Here is a 16,060-nt window from a genome sequence, read left to right on the forward strand (position 1 = left end):
CTCCAGCCGCCCCGTTCAGTCTTCGAGCGTCCGATCGTCCCGGTGGGCACCGTAGAACCGCGCCTGCCGGGACATGATCTCGCGCATCGGTGTCCCCCTCGGAACGCCGTAGACCGTGCCCGGGAAGTCCAACGTGCGCTGCAGCTCCCACAGTTCCTCGTGCCGGTCCGGGGAGAACAGCTCGGCGGGATCCCCGGCGGCGATCCAGCCGATGGGGAGGACCGCGCCCGGTTCGAGCCGCGAATTTACGTGCAGCACGCTGTTGATCCGCAGCTCGGCACCGGCGCCGGCGACCGAGCCCGGGAACAGCGACGCGCCGGTCGCCACGAAGACCTCGTCCTCGACGGTGGCCCCGTTGACGTGCGTGTGCGGCCCGATCAGCACCGCGTCCCCGAGCACCACCGGATGCCGGGCCCGGCCGCGGACCAGCGCGTGTTCCATGACCACGACGTCCGAGCCGGTGCGTATGTCGCCGTCCTCCGCGCTGAGCACGGCGCTGTGCAGGACCCGGGCCCGCTCGCCGAGCACCACCCCGCCGCACAGCACCGCAGACGGCGCGACGTACGCCGATTCGGGTACCACGGGCCGCCGGCCCCGATGTTCGATCAACATGGCCCGACGCTACCCCGGGCCGGACGCCGTTCGGCCCAGCCGGGTCGCCCTCGAGTGGCCGTCGCCGGGCCGCCGGAACCACGACACGATGGGACCGTCGTTCTCGGGGGACTCGGGAGGCAGACCGTGAAGAAGATCGTCTTGATCCTGGTGATCGGGTTGGCCGGACTCGGGGTGAGCGCGCCCGCGGCCGCCGCGCCACGGCTGGACAGCGTGCGGGTGTGGAACGAGCTCGCGCTGGCCGCGGTCCGCGCCACCCGCGCCACCGACGCCGACGCGGCCCGGACGTACGCGATGCTCAACGTCGCCGTCTACGACGCGGTCAACGGGCTCACCGGCCCCGCCCGCGCCCCCGCGCTGATCCCGGGCCCCGGCCCGCGCGGCGCCGATCCCCAGGCCGCCGCCGTCGCCGCGGCACACGGCATCCTCGTCCGGCTGGACCCGGACCGGACCGCCGGCTACGACACACAGCTCCAGTCCGACCTGGCCGGCCTGCGTCCCGGCCGGCAGCGTGACGCGGGGGTGCGCTGGGGAAGTGAGGTCGCCGACCGGGTGGTGGCCGCCCGCGCCGACGACGGCTCGGTCCCGGTGCAGAGCCAGCCCGCCGGCTCCGGCCCCGGGGTGTTCCGGGCCGAGTGGTCCGGCGCGCAGTACCGCGACGTCCGCCCGTTCGCCGTCGCCGACCCCGCCGGGTACATCCCGGGTCCGCCGCCGGCCTTGGCCAGTCTCGACTACGCCGCCGCTTTCGCCGAAGTCGCGCTGCTCGGCGACGCCGGGATCCCCGCCCCCGACAAGCTCGCCACCTTCCAGTTCTGGTCCGTGCCCGCCGGTACCGACCAGCCGCCGGGCGAGTGGGTGAAGATCGCGCTGACCGTGTCCCACGGCCTGCCGTTGCCCAGCTCGGCACGCCTCATGGCGTTGCTGACGATGACGCTGGCCGACACCACGGTTCCCACCGTGGGCACCAAGTTCACCTACCGCCATTGGCGTCCCGCCACGGCGATCCACGAGGCGGACACCGACGGCAACCCGTCCACACAAGCGAACCCGAACTGGGCCCCACGGGCCGGCAGCGCCGGCGGGACACCGGAATACCCGTCCGGGCACAGTTCTTACAGCGGCGCGGCGGCTGCCGTGCTCGCCGGGTTCTTCTGCGCGGACGACATTCCCTTCACCCTCACCACGGACACGGCACCGGGCGGCCAGGCACGCACTTACCCCGGTTTCTCCGCGGCCGCTGCCGAAGCCGGGCGGTCGCGCGTATTCGGCGGGCAGCACTTCGAATTCAGCGACCAGGCGGGTCTGGCCATCGGCCACGGCGTCGCGGCCGAAGTGCTCGCCACCCGGCTGCTGAAGCGAAGCGGCCCGACACACCACGGAAGCTGTCCCTTGTAGACGGTTCGCGCTCGGAAACCGATGCGTCCTTTTCGCGACGTATGCGCGGGCTCACGCGGTGCACACTCACGTGTGCGATTCCGGTGACGAGAGCGTGATACCGGCGTCACCGGCACGTCCTCGGCGCCGGTTCGACTGGGCAAGCGATCGTCCGATTGCCACAGCCGATACGCCAGAAGGAGTGAACGTGCCCGTTCCGATTTCCGAAGCCCTCAGTCTCCAGGCGGAAGCCGCGCAAAGCAAGATCGCCGAGCTGCGACGGCCGGGCCGGTACCTGCTGAGCTCGGCGTTGGCGGGCGCCTACATCGGGATCGCCGTGGTGCTGCTGCTCGCCGTGACCGGGCCGCTCAACGCGGCGCAGTCGCCGTGGACGAAGCTCGTGCAGGGACTGGTGTTCGGCATCGCCTTGACGCTGGTGGTCTTCGCCGGCGGCGAGCTCTCGACCGGGAACATGATGACGATGGTGCAGGGCATGTTCGCCCGCCGCCGCGGCGTGGGTGCCGGGTTCGCCGTGATCGTCGGATCGTTCGTCGGCAACCTGGCGGGCTCGGTGGTGTTCGCCTGGCTGGTCCACGAAAGCGGGATCCTGCAGGCCGGAGCCACCCCCGGGCACGTCGCGCCCGCCGCCGCGCTGCTGGCGTCGACGGTCAAGGCCAAGGCCGCGGAGTCCGGCGCGATGCTGTTCTTCCGCGGCGTGCTGTGCAACTTCCTGGTCTGCCTCGCGGTCTGGATGGCCGCGCGGACGAAGTCGGACGGGGCCAAGCTGACGCTGATCTTCTGGTGCCTGCTCGCCTTCATCGGTTCCGGTTTCGAACACGTCGTGGCCAACATGACGGTGTTCTCGCTCGGGATGTTCGAGGACGTCCCAAGTGCGACGTTCGGGGCCTTCGCGATGAACCTGGTCCTGGTCGGTCTGGGCAACCTCGTCGGTGGCGGTGTGCTCCTCGGCGCGGGCTACGGCTTCCTCGGCCGCGGCACCCCCGCCCCGGCGGCCGAACCCCGCCCGGTCGGCGAGGCGCTCGAACCCGCGTCCGTATAAGCGGTTTCCTGCCCGCCTGAGGCCGGCCGGCGTCAGGCGGGCACGGTCAGTTTCGCGGCGCCGAAGGAAACGTCGAAGCGGTCGCACCAGATGCTCACGCTGGTGTAGGCGGCCAAGTCGGTGCCCGCGGGCAGCGGGTAGTTCTGGTTTCCCTTGTTGCCCTTGAGCTTGCCCGCGTCGAGGTGCTTGCCGTCGTCGAAGACGTCCCACCCGTCCTTGCCCGGTTTCACCGGCGCGTCGGTGAGCCAGACATGCACGTCGGGGCCGCTGCTGGTGGCGAGGTTTTCCAGGCGCAGCACGAGGGAACCGTCGGCCGCGCGCAGGACCCGGACGGTGCCGGTGGTCCGGTGCTCGTGGCTGATCAACGTGCCGGTCGCGACTTCGGCGGGCTCGGCCGGCGCCGAGGACTCCGCCACGGGCGCGGCAGCCTGCGACTTCGGCGGGGCGGGCGGAAGGCCTTCCTGCACCGTCTCGTCCACCCACAGCTGCCACGGCTGGAACCAGTACAGGGCCGCCACCAGCGCGACCAGGCCCACTGCCAGAACCGTGAGCACCCGGGACCGGGTGAGCAGGCGCCGCGTGCCGTTCATCGCATTCCTCCTCCGTCGTGCGCGCTGCTCATTCAACGGGACGAATCGCCCAGCCGGGCCACCGTGCGGGGTTACCGATCTCTTACGACGGCCTACGGCCAGGAGGCGTGTAGCGCCAGAACGACCGCACCGACACCGCTCCGGCCACGACGAGCACCCCGCACAGCAGCGCGGTTCCGGACCACGCCACCGCGAGCGGCAACGCCGAGGCCATGATCCCGGCGCGGAGGTCGCCGAGACGGGGACCGCCGGCGACGACGACCGTGTACACCCCCTGCAGGCGGCCGCGCATCCGGTCGGGGACGGCGGTCTGCAGGATCGTCTGCCGGTACACCGCGCTGACCAGATCGGCCGCGCCGGCGACGATCAGCAAAGCCACCGCCAGCCACAAGCTCGGGGCGAGCCCGGCCAGCGCGACCGCACCGGCCCAGACCGCCACCGCTGCCGTCAAAGCGACGCCTTGGCGGCGCACCCGCCCGATCCAGCCGCTGGACACCCCGGCCAGTACCGAGCCGATCGCGATCGACGAGTACAGCAACCCGACTCCGCCGTGCCACCGCGTCTCGGCGGCCTCGGGGAACAAGGCGGTCGGCATGGCCAGCACCATCGCGGCGATGTCGACGAGGAACGACATCAGCAGGACCCGGCGGCCGGCGAGGAAGCGCAAGCCGTCGAGGACCGACCGCAGCCCGGGGCGGCCGACGGGGTCCGCCGCGGGCAGGGCCGGGAGCCGGAAGGTGGCGTAGAGCGCGGCCGTGAACAACACCGCGTCGGCGCCGTAGGCGTAGCAAAACCCGTTCGGGAGAACGAGAAGCCCACCCGCGACGAGCGGGCCCAGTACCTGTCCGACCGTCGAAGCGGTGTAGTTCAGCGAGTTGGCCGCGGGCACCAGGCCGGGCGGGACGAGAGCCGGGACGATCGCGCCGCGGACGGCGGAGGACACGGCGAAGCCGCCGGACTGCACGGCGACGAGCGCGAGGATCAGCGGCACCGACCCGAGTCCGGCCACCGCTTGGGCGAGCAACGCGAGGGTGACTGTCCAGGTGAGCGCCGAGGAGGCCAGGTACAGGCGGCGCCGGTCCACGGCGTCGGCGACCGCGCCGCCGTAGAGCCCGAACACCAGGAGCGGGACGAGCCCGGCCAGCCCGGCGAGACCGACGTCGAACGACGAGTGCGAGAGGTCGTAGATCTGCACCGGCACGGCGACTTCGGTGACCATCGTCCCGACCACCGCGGCGCCTTGACCGGCGAAGGTCCGGCGGAACACGGGGTCCGCCAGCGGCCGCGTGTCCATCGCGACCCGGCGCAGGCGGTTCGTCGTCATGCGCTCACGTTCGCAGCCGCCGCCGGGTGGCACTTCCGGTAATCTGTCGACTTGTGTCGGAAAACCGCCACCGGCACGCGGCCGGGCAGGTCATCGAGCGGCACCGGCACGAGGAACACCAGCTGGTGCACGTCATCCGGGGCGTGCTCGCGGTCCGGACCGACCGCGGCGCGTGGGTGGCCTGCGCCGACCGCGCCGTCTGGATCCCGGCCAGCACCTGGCACGAGCACCGTGTCTACGGCGCTTCCGAGGTCCTCACCCTGATGTTCCCGCTCGACGACGCGCCGCTGGACGCCGCCGCGCCCGCGGTCGTCGCGGTCGGCGCGCTGCTGCGCGAACTGCTCCTCGCCAGTACCGATCCCGGTCTCGGCGCCGCCGAGGCTGCCCGGCTCCACGCCGTGCTCCGCGACCGGCTCCGCCGCGCCCACGACCGGCCGCTGACCCTGCCCGAGCCCCGCGACCCGCGGCTGGCCCACGCGTGCCGGCTCGTCACCGACGACCTCAGCCGGCCCCGCACGACGGCGTGGCTGGCCCGGCAGACGGGCACCAGCGAGCGCACGCTGTCCCGGCTGTTCCGCCTCGAGTTCGGGACCACGTACCCGCAGTGGCGCACCACGACCCGCGTGTTCCACGCGATGATCCAGCTGGCGGAGGGTGCCGGCGTCACCCAGACCGCGCACCGCTGCGGCTGGGCCACGCCGAGCGCGTTCGTCGAAGCGTTCACCCGCACCATGGGCCGGACCCCCGGCAGCTACCGGGCGCTGTCGACCTTGGCGTAGAAGTCGAGCACCGTCTCGGCGAACCGGCCGGGCGCCTCCATCGCCACGTAGTGGCCGATGCCGTCGAGGTGCGTGGCGGTCACGTTCGCGGTCACCTGGCGGAAGGTCGACGGCGTGAACTCGCCCGAGCGGCCGCCCACGGCGAGGACGTGCAGGGCCGGCGGCCAGGCTTTGGCGAGGTCCCGGATCTCGTCGCCCTCGGCGAGCATCGACCGGTAGAGCCCGGTCGCGCCGCGGAAGGCGTCCGGGCGGGCGTAGGTGCGGACGAGTTCGTCGACGTCGTCGCGGCTGAACGCCGCCGCGGTCGCGCTCAAGGACGGGATCGCGTACTCGGCGATGAACGGGCGTTCCCGGCCGGCCAGCAGCATTTCGGGAATGCCCGCCGCGGCGAGCACGCCGATGTGCCAGGCGCCGCCGCGCGTGACGTCGGCCAGCGCCTCCACCCCGAACCCCGGGAGGCCGGTCTCGACCGCCGTGTAGCTGCGAAGCAGGTCCGGGCGCGTCGCCGCGACGCGGAACGTGGTGGGGCCGCTGATGTCCTGGCCGGTGAGGTGCACCGGGCCGAGGTCGAGGCTTTCGATCAGCCCGATCAGATCGGCCGCCGCCGTGGTGCTGCTGTGGTCGGTGCCCGCGGTCGCGGAGTCGCCGAACCCGCGGAGGTCGGCCGCGATCACGCGGTGGTGCTCGCTGAGCAGGGGGAGCACGCGGTGGAAGACCCACCAGGTCTCCGGGAATCCGTGGACGAGCAGCACGGGGGAGCCGGCGCTGCCCGCGGTCACGTAGTGCAGCTCGGTGCCGTTGACCCGGACGTGGTGGTGCTCGGCGCCGGGGATGGTCGCGCCGGCGGGGGTGGGTGTCATCGACTGCCTCCGGAATGTTGGACAAGTTACTTGTCCAACGTAGCCGTTGGACAAGTAACTTGTCCATAGCGCGCGCGGCCGTATGATCCCGGCATGGAACGGTCTTCGGGAGCGGATCTGGCGCTCCTGCTGCTTCGCGGCTTCCGGGCGATGGTGGACGACGTGAGCGCGGAGCTGGAGAACCGTGGCCATCCCGGCGTCCGGCCGGCGGATGAGTTCGCGCTGCGGGCGATCAGCGAAGGCGTGGACACCGCCTCCGCCCTCGGCCGGCGGCTGTCGATCACCAAACAGGCGGCGGCGCAGCGGATCGCCATCCTCGAGCGGCTCGGCTACGTCGAGCGCGAGGACCACCCGGCCGACGCACGCCGCAAGCGGCTCCGGATCACGTCGCGAGGAGCCGAGATGATGGCGCTCGGCGGCCGGCTGCTCGACGAGATCCGCGACCGGTGGGCCGCCGAAATCGGCCACCGCCCGCTGTCGGAGCTGGAGGCGTACCTGACCAAGCTCACCGCGGGGGTGCCCGTCCCGTCCGACGACGTCGCCGACTGAGCGGCCCGGTCAGGGGACCAGCACGAGCTTGCCGCCCGGCTGCCGGGACCGGCTCAGCTTGGCCACTTCCCGGACCCGGTCGAGCGGGTAGGCGCCCGCGACCGGGACGGCCAGGACGCCTTCGCCGGCCAGCCGGGCGAACTCGCCCAGCCGGTCGTAGCGCATCGCGATGCGGGTGATCCGGGTCCCCAGCTCGCCCGCGGCGGCGAAGTCCGAGACGGTGACGACGCGGTCGGGGTCCCCGGTCAGCTCGACGAGCGCCGGCAGTGCGCCGCCGGACGGGCTGACCTGGTCGGGGCGGTCGATCCGGCCGCCGCTCGGGGCCGCGTCCAGCGCGCGGTCGACGTGCCCGCCGGCCAGTTCGGTAACGCGTCCGGCCATGCCGTCGCCGTAAGAGGTCACCCGGGCGCCGATCGCCTCCAGTGCCGCGGCCCGCCTCGGCCCGGCGGTGGCGGTCACCCGGAGACCCCGGTGCAGTGCGAAGCGCACCGCCGCCTCGCCCACGGTCGAGCCCGCGCCGTGGACGAACAGCAGCTCACCCGGCCGGACGCCGAGGTCGTCGAGCGCCTGCCACGCCGTCTCGGCCGCCATCGTCAGCGCGGCGGCCTGCTCGTCGGTGACGCCCTCGGGAATGCGGGCCCAGGTCGCCATCAGCGCGTACTCGGCGGCGCCCGCCGTCGGGCCGTCGAAGGTCGCCGGGCCGAATACGCGGTCGCCGATCGCCGCCCCGGTGACGCCTTCGCCGAGCGCGTCGACGACGCCCGCGACCTCGAGACCGAGCCCGCGCGGCAGCGGCGGCAACTGGTCGGCGAGGAGGCCGTCGACCACCGACCAGTCCGCCGGGTTCAGGCCGCACGCCCGCACCGCGATCCGGATCCGGCCGGGTCCCGGCTCCGGAACCGGGACGTCGCGGAGCACGACCATGTCCGGGGCACCGAACCGGTCGAACTGAAGAGCCTTCATGGAGATCTCCTGGGGTGATGACAGCATCTGTTGTCATCGACCCTAGCAGCGTGACGACAGGGTCTGCTGTCATATCCTGTCGGGATGCCGCGATGGGAGTCCGACGCACAGGGGCGGCTCGAGCGCGCGGCGCTCGAGCTGTTCGAGACCCAGGGGTTCGAGCGCACGTCGGTCGCGCAGATCGCGCGCGCGGCCGGCCTGGCCGAGCGCTCCTTCTATCGCTACTTCCCCGACAAGCGCGAAGTCCTCTTCGCCGGCAAGGAGCTGGAAGCCCACCTGATCGCGCAGGTCGAGGCGGTCGATCCGGACGTCACGCCGATCGAGGCGCTGCTGACCGCGCTGGGGACCGCCGACCAGGTGTTCCCGGCCCGTGAGTTCCTGAAGCGCCGCACCAGGGTGATCGCCGCCAGCCCGGCGCTGGCCGAGCGCGACCTGATCAAGCTCGCCGACGTCGCCCGTGCGCTGGGGAGCGCGCTCGAGCGGCGGGGTGTCGAGCGCGGCGAGGCCCGCCTCGTCATCGACGTGGCGATCGCGATTTCCCGGCGGGCCACGTCCCGCTGGCTGGCTGGCTCGGACGCGAGCCTCGCCGAGCTCGTCGCCCAGGCCGCCACCGAGCTGTGCGCGGTGGTCGCGCCACTGGCGCCCACGGTCCGTTGAACCCGCCTCAGCCAGAACGACGGCGGAGTTCCGGCTGGTTCAGCGCGGGCGGAACGTAGGCGACGTCGATCGGTCCGACGTCGGTTCCCGGCGGCACGATCTCGTCGACGCGGTCGAGCACGCTGTCGTCGACGAGCGTGCCGGCGCCCTCAAGCAGGTCGTCGAGCTGCTCGAGGGTCCGCGGCCCGATGATCGCCGAGGTGACCGCGGGGTGCGCGGTCACGAACGCCAGTGCGAGGTGGGGCAGCGACAGCCCGGCCTGGTCGGCGACCTCGGCCAGGGCTTCGACGGCGTCGAGCTTGCGTTCGTCGGTCATGTGCCGCCGCGCCCAGTGCAGCCGGCCGGCCGACGCCGTTTCCCCGTTGCCCTTGCGGAGGCGGCCGGCGAGCAGGCCCATCGCGAGCGGGCTCCACACCAGGACACCCAGCCCGTAGCGCTCGCAGACCGGCAGGATCTCGCGTTCGATCCCGCGGTTGAGCATCGAGTAGTGCGGCTGTTCGGACCGGAACCGGGCCAGCCCGCACCGCTGCGCCGCCCACTGGGCCTCGACGATGTCCGACGCGGGCAGGTTGGAGTGGCCGATCGCGCGTACCTTGCCCGCGCGCAGCAGGTCGGTCAGCGCGCCGAGGGTTTCCTCGATGTCGGTGCCGGGTTCGGGGTGGTGGGCCTGGTACAGGTCGATGTGGTCGACGCCCAGGCGGCGCAGCGACCCCTCGACAGCGGAGACGATCCACCGCCGTGAGCTGCCGCGCTGGTTGACGCCGGGGCCCATCGGGCCGTTGAACTTCGTGGCGAGGACGACGTCGTCGCGGCGGCCGCGCAAGGCCTTCCCGACGATCTTCTCGGACTCGCCGTCGCCGCCGTAGACGTCGGCGGTGTCGATGACATTGATGCCGCCGTCGAGGGCGCGGTGGACGATCCGCACGCAGTCGTCGGGATCGGGGTTGCCGTGCGGGCCGAACATCATGGTGCCCAGGGTGTAGGCGCTGACCTGGATACCGGTCCGGCCGAGCGGGCGGGTGCGCATGGGTTTCTCCTGCGTCGTGGCGGGGTGCGGCCGAGGCACGGCCGCACCCCGGCGGGGCGGATCAGGCCTGGGCGTACTCGGCCGCGACGTCGACGATCCAGGTGACGCCGAAGCGGTCGGCCAGCATCCCGAAGGCGGGCGCCCACTGGGCCGGGCCGAACTCCTCGATCACGGTCGCGCCCTTGGCGAGGCCCTGCCACACGGGAGTCACCTCGTCGACGCTTTCGCCGCGGACGGAAAGGAAGAACGGCTCCTCGGTGATCGTCGTGCCGTTCTCGCGGCGCGTGCGGGGTGCGGCCGGGGCGGCCGGCGCGTGCTGGCCGGGCACGTCGTAGGCCATGACGCGGAAGCCGTTGTCCGCGACGACCTGGCCGAACACGACGTGGGTGGCGCCGGGCAGCTCGGCGGGCATCCCGAAGTCGGCGTAGGTGACGACGGTGAGCTGCCCGCCGAACACCGACTGGTAGAACTCGAGGGCTTCGCGGGCTTCGCCGTGGAAGTTCAGGTGGGCGACAGCGTTCAGCGACATGGTGTTCCGGTCCTTCACGAGTGGTTCCCGCCGCCGGGGGTTCCCGGCGACGAGAGCCACTGTTCCGGGAGTAGCGGTCAGGGTTTGTCCCTTACTCGTGGCATTCTGAAAACATGCCGATCGCCTCCTCGACGACGACGTCCAGCCGGCTCCTGGCGCTGCTGTCCATGCTGCAGGCCCGCCGCGACTGGCCGGGCGGCCTGCTGGCCGAGCGGCTGGGTGTCAGCGAGCGGACCGTGCGCCGCGACGTCGACCGGCTGCGCGAGCTCGGTTACCCAGTCCAGGCGGTCAAAGGACCCGACGGCGGCTACCGGCTCGAAGCGGGCAGCCAGCTGCCGCCGCTGCTGTTCGACGAAGAGCAGGCGGTCGCGCTCGCCGTGGCACTGCGGATCGCCGTCGGGACGGGCGCGGGCATCGAGGAGGCCGCCGCGCGGGCCCTGACCACCGTCCGTCAGGTGCTGCCGGCGCGGCTCCGGCGGCGCGTCGACGCCCTCGAGGTCAGCGCGGCCGGGCGCGGCGCGGATCCCCAGGTCGACACCGAGCTCCTGCTCACGCTCAGCGCCGCGGTCCGCGCCCGGGAGGAGCTGAGGTTCGACTACCGCGCGCCGGGGCGTCCCGAGGACGCCGAGCCGCGCCGGGTGCAGCCGCACCACCTCGTGGTGCGGGCCGGGCGCTGGTACGTCGTCGGCTGGGACCCCGGCCGGGGAGACTGGCGGACCTACCGCGCCGACCGGATGACACCGCGCGTCCCGAACGGCCCGCGGTTCGCACCCCGTGAGATACCCGGCGGCGACGTGGCCGCCTTCCTGTCGGCCCGGTTCAAGGGCTCCGAGACCACGGACGCGTGGCCCTGCCGCGGCGAGGTGATCCTCGACCTGCCGGTGGCGGAGGTGGCCCCGTTCGCCGGCGACGGCGTCGTCGAGGAACTCGGCGCCGGGCGGACCAGGCTGACGGCCGGGGCCTGGTCGTGGGCCGCCCTCGCGGCGTCACTGGCCCGCTTCGACGCCGAGATCGAGGTGGTCGCTCCGGCGGAGCTGCGCACGGCGTTTGCCGAGCTGTCCCGTCGTGCCGCCCGGGCCGCGGGGGAGTCCCGGCCGCCTGAGCGCTGACGGTCGTCAGCCGTCAGCAAGGCGCTGGATGGTGGTGCTCAGCCAGGCCTCGAGAGCCGCACGATCGCCCAGCTGGGAACGCAAGACCCGCCGGCGCGTCGAGACGCCGAGGACGAAGGCGTCGATCGCGGCGGCCCGATCGCGGGCGTCCGCGTCGGCCAAACCGCTCTCGCGCAGGTACCGGTACAGCGGCTCCAGCGAGTTCTCGTCGAGGAAGGCGGCCAGCGCCTCCGCCGCCTCCGGGCGTTCGCCGGACGCCCGTTGCAGCACGAGCAGCGGGTCGTCCCCGTCGCCGCCGAACCAGCGCCGGACGATGCTCGCCGCGAGCCGCGGTCCCAGTTCGGCGCGGTCGCCGTCGAACGAATCCGAGACCGGGATCTCCACGCGGGTCGCGGCGAGGAAAAGGCCGTCCTTGCCGCCGAAGTACCGCGTGATCAGGTTGGGGGAGACGCCGGCCGCGTCGGCGACGCCTTTGACCGTGACCGGCGTGTACCCGTGGCGAGCGAACTGCCGCCGGGCGTGCTCCAGGATCCGCTGCCGGGTCGCCGCCGCATCGCGCGAAATCATGTGTACGAGCATACACATCATGTGTACGCTCATACACATGGACGCCGAATTGCGCGAAAGACTCCAGCGGACGCGCCGGATCACGACTCCCTGGAGCGACGACGGGACACGCGGCCTCACCGCGAGCCGCCTCGACGAACTGCTCGACCACTGGGCGAACGGGTACGACTGGGCCGGGCACGAGCGTCGCATCGGCGCGTACCCCTGGACGACGGTGCCGGCGGCGGGCACCACCCTGCGGGTCATCCACCAGCGGTCGGCGGACCCCGGCGCCCCGGTCGTCGTGCTGTTGCACGGCTGGCCGGACTCGGTGCTGCGGTTCGAGCGCGTCCTGCCGCTGCTCGCGGACCTGAACGTCGTGGTCCCGGCACTGCCCGGATTCCCGTTCGCCGCACCGGTTCCGATGACCGGGATGTCCGTCAACCGGATCGCCGGAATCGTCGCGGCGGCCCTCGCCGAACTCGGCTACCCGCGCTACACCGTGTCAGGCGGCGACGTCGGCGGCACGGTCGCGGAAATCCTCGCGGCCGAGCACCCGGACCGCGTCGCGGCCCTGCACCTGACGAACGTCGCCCCGCAGCACGCGTTCTCGGCCGACCCCGCGAAGCTCGCCCCCGACGCGGCGGCCTACCTGACCCGGGCGGCGCAGTGGTTCCGGACCGAAGGCGGCTACATCGCCGAGCAGTCGACCCGGCCGAACACGCTCGCCGTCGCCCTCGGCGACTCACCCGCCGGCCTCGCGGCGTGGCTCGCCGAGAAGCTGGAGTCCTGGTCGGACGGACCGGCCTTCACCACGGACGAACTGCTCACCTGGGTCACCGCCTACTGGGTCACCGGCACGATCGGCACGTCGTTCGCCAGCTACGCCGAACCCGCCGCGCTGCCGGGCCGGATCGACGTGCCGACCGTGCTGTCGGTGTTCTCCCGCGACACCAAACCGGAGCCCCGGAGCTACGCCGAGGAGTTCCTGAACGTCCGCGAGTACGTGGAACACCCGGCCGGCGGCCACTTCGCGGCCTGGGAGCAGCCCGAGGCCTACGCCCGCGATCTGCGTTCGGCGGTCGGACTGGCTCAGCTGTAGGTGACCTGGGTGGCGCCGGTGGTGGTGTTGTAGGTGATGCCGCCGTGCTGGAAGTCGTTGCGGCGGCCCACGGACACGCCGTACTCGTCGCTGGTGACGTAGCCGAGCGCGCTTCGCTCCCAGCCGAGGGAGGCCCACTTGTCCCGGATGGCGCCGTGGATCGACCACGCCCCCGTCGCCGCGGTCCAGTAGATCGACGCGGAGTTGGTGAAGTGGTTGTAGCGGCCCGCTCCGTCGGGCGTGCCCGATTCGTCGGTGGTGGGGTAGCCGAGGCCGCGTTCCCAGCCCAGTGCCGCCCACTTCTTGCGGATCTCGCCCTGGACGCTGTGGGCGCCGGTGTTGACCGTGTAGTAGATCGACGAGTTGGTCGTGAAGTGGTTGTAGCGGGCGACGCCGTCGGGCGTGCTCGACTCGTCGGTGGTGGGGTAGCCGAGGCCGCGTTCCCAGCCGAGGGCGGCCCACTTCTTGCGGATTTCGCCCTGGACGTTGTGCGCGCCGGTGCTCGGCGTCCAGTAGATCGACGCGGCCGTGCTGAAGTGGTTGTAGCGGGCGGTGCCGTCGGGGGTGGCGGTCTCGTCGGTGGTCGGGTAACCGAGGCCCTTCTCCGCGCCGAGCGCGCGCCACTTCTTCCGGATTTCGCCCTGGACGCTGTGCGCGCCGGTGCTCGGCGAGGTGTAGATCGAGCCGACGACGAAGTCGTGGTAGCGGCCGACACCGTCCGAAGTGGCGGTTTCGTCGCTCACCGGGAACCCGAGCGCGCCGGCGGGGCCGCCGAGCCGCTGGTAGGCGGTCAGGATGTCGCCGTGCACCGCCCACGCGCCGGTGTTGGGGGAGTAGTCGATGACGCCGCCGGTGTACTTCTGCTCCCAGCCGCCCGCGACCGGGGTCTCGCCGCCCACCGGCGTGCCCAGGTAGGACGCGGCACCGCCGAGTGCGGCGTAGTGCTCGGCGATCTTGTCCGGCCCGCTGCCCAGCGCGGCGGCCCGGACCTGGTCGGCCGTGCCGTTGAAGTAGTCCTGGTCGCCGGGGAAGACGCCGGAATCGGCGTACTGCCAGAAGGTGAACGCGCTCCAGCCGCCGGGGATGGTGCCGGCGTCGGTGCCGTTGTGGGCGATCCACAGTGGACTGTTGGCCGCGGTGCCGGTGTCGCCGCCGGTGCAGTTGGCCCACCAGCCGTTGGTCGTGTAGATCGCCGGCCAGCGGTTGGTGCGGTCGTGGATCGTGGTGGTGAAGTCGGTGATCCAGGCGGTCATCTGCGCCGGGGTCAGGCCGTAGCACCAGCCGGGCCAGTCGGCGGTGCCGTAGGGGTTGTACTCGATGTCCAGGACCGGGGGCAGGGTGTGCCCGTCGGCGACCCAGCCGCCGCCCTGGCCGAGGAAGTAGGTGGCCTGCGCGGCACCGGAGGAGGTGTCGGGCAGCGCGAAGTGGTAGGCGCCGCGCATCAGCCCGGCGTTGGCCGAGCCGGCGTAGTTGGCGGCGAACTGCGGGTCGACGTAGGTGGTGCCCTCGGTGGCCTTCATGTAGGCGAAGGTCGCCCCGTTCCCGGCGGCGGCGGTCCAGTCCACGGTGTTCTGCCAGTGGCTGACGTCCATGCCGGGCGCGTTCCCGGTCGCCGTGGCGGCAGTCGCGAGGGTGCTGCTGCGGGACGTGCTGTGTCCTTCGACGCGGTGCACCATCGAGCCCATGAAGTCGGAATCGGGGTGTGCCGGCGTCGTGCTCGCTTTGGCGGGGGCGGTGCTCAGCACCATTCCCGCCAGCAACGCGGGCACCACGACAAGGGCGCGCACCACCATGAAGTCCTCCCCGGTTTGATCCGCTGGGGGACTGTAACCGACGTTCAACCGGCCGAAAAGCCCCGAGTCTTCGGTGGGGGAAACGTCTCGTTGGGCAATTTCTCACTTGTTCGGCGCGAGGTTGCCGCGGAAATGTCGCAATGGTCTCGATCATCGGCCGGACCGACCCTCCAGGTGGCCCGGCTGATCGGCGAAGTAGCATTCGGAGCTCTCTCCTTCCCTTTTGGTAAAGGAATTCCCATGTCTTCCACCGGTACCGCGCCGACGCCGGTTTTCGACCCGGCTGTCGCCTATCCGGAGGCCGGTGTGCTGCGGTCTGCCGCGGAAACGGGGGATTGGGCGACCGTTTCGGGGTTTTTCGCCCGGTTCACCACTCCGGACGAGCACAGTTTCGGCGTCACCACCACGATGTCGGTGCCGGCGGCCGAGCCGATGCTGCGGGCCGTGGCCGCGCGCACCCCGCTCGGAGCTGGCCCGGGTGCTGCTCGCCGCCCAGTTCGTCCAGCAGGGGTGGAACGTCCGGGGCACCGGGCGGGCGGCCGGGGTCAGCCGCGAACAGTTCGCCGCGATGCACGAGCACCTGCGGCGGGCCGAGCAGCTGCTGATCGACGTGACCGCCCGCGAACCGGCGAACGCGGCGGCGTGGTGGTTGCGGCTCACCACCGCGCGCGGGCTCGGACTCGGCCGGAGCGAGGCCCGGCGCCGCTACGACCGGCTGACCGCCCACCACCCCGGTTTCCTGGCCGCGCAGCGCAACCTGCTCCAGCAGCTGAGCCCGAAGTGGGGCGGTTCCTGGGACGTGGCGCACGCGTTCGTCCGAGAATGCACGGCGGCGGCCCGCCCCGGCGACCCCCAGGGCGTTCTGGTCCCCGAGCTGTACCTGGAGCACTGGCTCGAGCTCGAACCCGAGGCGGGTGGCGACTACCTGCGGCAGCCCGGGATCCACGAAGAGATCACCGCCGCCGCCTCGGCTTCGGTGCTGCACCCCGCCTACCGGTCCCGGTTCGGCTGGGTCGCCGCGCACAGCACGTTCGCGATGGCGTTCAGCCTGATCGGCGATCTCCCGCGCGCCGCCGTGCACTTCCGCGTCCTCGGCGGGCGCGCGAGCGAGGCACCCTGGCACTACTTCCCCGACCGGGTCGCCGCGCACGCGCGGTACCGCGACCGCGCCCTCGCGAAAGGCTGA

Annotated in this window: 17 protein-coding genes; 8 read left to right on the forward strand and 9 right to left on the reverse strand. The window is 72.5% G+C overall.

The window, feature by feature from the left end; translation table 11 throughout:
• Positions 1-15 precede the first annotated feature (15 nt).
• Positions 16-612, reverse strand: coding sequence for a gamma carbonic anhydrase family protein (locus H4696_RS04635; RefSeq protein ID WP_086857008.1), 597 nt, complete (start codon positions 610-612; stop codon positions 16-18).
• Between the two features lie 126 nt (positions 613-738).
• Here H4696_RS04635 and H4696_RS51130 point away from each other — a divergent pair, with 126 nt between their 5' ends.
• Together H4696_RS51130 and H4696_RS04645 are read left to right on the forward strand one after the other, a co-directional pair.
• Positions 739-2,007 (forward strand): vanadium-dependent haloperoxidase, encoded by a 1,269-nt coding sequence (locus H4696_RS51130; protein WP_086857007.1) that lies wholly within the window; start codon positions 739-741, stop codon positions 2,005-2,007.
• Between the two features lie 187 nt (positions 2,008-2,194).
• A complete protein-coding gene (locus H4696_RS04645; RefSeq protein WP_086857006.1) occupies positions 2,195-3,046 on the forward strand; it encodes a formate/nitrite transporter family protein in 852 nt (283 codons plus the stop codon).
• Between the two features lie 32 nt (positions 3,047-3,078).
• On the opposite strand, the gene H4696_RS04650 is transcribed toward H4696_RS04645, so the two are convergent.
• A complete protein-coding gene (locus H4696_RS04650) occupies positions 3,079-3,636 on the reverse strand; it encodes a DM13 domain-containing protein (protein WP_086857005.1) in 558 nt (185 codons plus the stop codon).
• A gap of 82 nt (positions 3,637-3,718) precedes the next feature.
• Complete coding sequence (locus H4696_RS04655; protein ID WP_143264952.1) at positions 3,719-4,960, reverse strand: MFS transporter; 1,242 nt, start codon at positions 4,958-4,960, stop codon at positions 3,719-3,721.
• Positions 4,961-5,013: 53 nt separating this feature from the next.
• On the opposite strand from H4696_RS04655, the gene H4696_RS04660 reads away from it, so the two are divergent.
• The gene (locus tag H4696_RS04660; RefSeq protein WP_086857004.1) at positions 5,014-5,739 is read left to right on the forward strand and encodes a helix-turn-helix transcriptional regulator; all 726 of its coding nucleotides are present in this window, start codon (positions 5,014-5,016) and stop codon (positions 5,737-5,739) included.
• Here H4696_RS04660 and H4696_RS04665 read toward each other — a convergent pair.
• On the reverse strand, positions 5,712-6,599 hold the full coding sequence (locus H4696_RS04665) for an alpha/beta fold hydrolase (protein WP_086857003.1): 888 nt from the start codon (positions 6,597-6,599) through the stop codon (positions 5,712-5,714). The two genes, H4696_RS04660 and H4696_RS04665, sit on opposite strands and share 28 nt — an antisense overlap.
• A 93-nt stretch (positions 6,600-6,692) precedes the next feature.
• Here H4696_RS04665 and H4696_RS04670 point away from each other — a divergent pair, with 93 nt between their 5' ends.
• A complete protein-coding gene (locus tag H4696_RS04670) occupies positions 6,693-7,148 on the forward strand; it encodes a MarR family winged helix-turn-helix transcriptional regulator (RefSeq protein WP_169734845.1) in 456 nt (151 codons plus the stop codon).
• 9 nt (positions 7,149-7,157) lie between these two features.
• Here H4696_RS04670 and H4696_RS04675 read toward each other — a convergent pair whose 3' ends face one another.
• Entirely contained in the window at positions 7,158-8,111 is a 954-nt protein-coding gene (locus tag H4696_RS04675) for an NADP-dependent oxidoreductase (protein ID WP_086857002.1), read from the reverse strand.
• An 84-nt stretch (positions 8,112-8,195) separates the two neighbouring features.
• On the opposite strand from H4696_RS04675, the gene H4696_RS04680 reads away from it, so the two are divergent.
• Complete coding sequence (locus H4696_RS04680; protein WP_086857001.1) at positions 8,196-8,768, forward strand: TetR/AcrR family transcriptional regulator; 573 nt, start codon at positions 8,196-8,198, stop codon at positions 8,766-8,768.
• Between the two features lie 7 nt (positions 8,769-8,775).
• Here H4696_RS04680 and H4696_RS04685 read toward each other — a convergent pair whose 3' ends face one another.
• Both H4696_RS04685 and H4696_RS04690 read right to left on the reverse strand, forming a co-directional pair.
• A complete protein-coding gene (locus tag H4696_RS04685; protein WP_086857000.1) occupies positions 8,776-9,795 on the reverse strand; it encodes an aldo/keto reductase in 1,020 nt (339 codons plus the stop codon).
• Positions 9,796-9,856: 61 nt separating this feature from the next.
• Complete coding sequence (locus tag H4696_RS04690) at positions 9,857-10,324, reverse strand: VOC family protein (protein ID WP_086857011.1); 468 nt, start codon at positions 10,322-10,324, stop codon at positions 9,857-9,859.
• A 113-nt stretch (positions 10,325-10,437) separates the two neighbouring features.
• Between H4696_RS04690 and H4696_RS04695 the strand changes: the two genes are divergently transcribed.
• On the forward strand, positions 10,438-11,433 hold the full coding sequence (locus tag H4696_RS04695) for a helix-turn-helix transcriptional regulator (protein WP_086856999.1): 996 nt from the start codon (positions 10,438-10,440) through the stop codon (positions 11,431-11,433).
• Positions 11,434-11,439: 6 nt separating this feature from the next.
• Here the strand turns inward: H4696_RS04695 and H4696_RS04700 are convergent, their stop codons facing one another.
• Entirely contained in the window at positions 11,440-12,000 is a 561-nt protein-coding gene (locus H4696_RS04700; RefSeq protein WP_086856998.1) for a TetR/AcrR family transcriptional regulator, read from the reverse strand.
• 37 nt (positions 12,001-12,037) lie between these two features.
• On the opposite strand from H4696_RS04700, the gene H4696_RS04705 reads away from it, so the two are divergent.
• Positions 12,038-13,081 (forward strand): epoxide hydrolase family protein, encoded by a 1,044-nt coding sequence (locus tag H4696_RS04705; protein ID WP_086856997.1) that lies wholly within the window; start codon positions 12,038-12,040, stop codon positions 13,079-13,081.
• Here the strand turns inward: H4696_RS04705 and H4696_RS04710 are convergent.
• Positions 13,072-14,874 carry a GH25 family lysozyme gene (locus H4696_RS04710; protein WP_192782072.1) on the reverse strand — a complete coding sequence of 601 codons (1,803 nt, stop codon included), beginning with the start codon at positions 14,872-14,874 and terminating at the stop codon, positions 13,072-13,074. The genes H4696_RS04705 and H4696_RS04710 overlap by 10 nt on opposite strands.
• Before the next feature lie 478 nt (positions 14,875-15,352).
• Here H4696_RS04710 and H4696_RS04715 point away from each other — a divergent pair, with 478 nt between their 5' ends.
• Positions 15,353-16,060, forward strand: coding sequence for a hypothetical protein (locus tag H4696_RS04715; protein ID WP_192782073.1), 708 nt, complete (start codon positions 15,353-15,355; stop codon positions 16,058-16,060).

It is taken from the genome of Amycolatopsis lexingtonensis (assembly GCF_014873755.1).
Lineage (GTDB): Bacteria > Actinomycetota > Actinomycetes > Mycobacteriales > Pseudonocardiaceae > Amycolatopsis > Amycolatopsis lexingtonensis.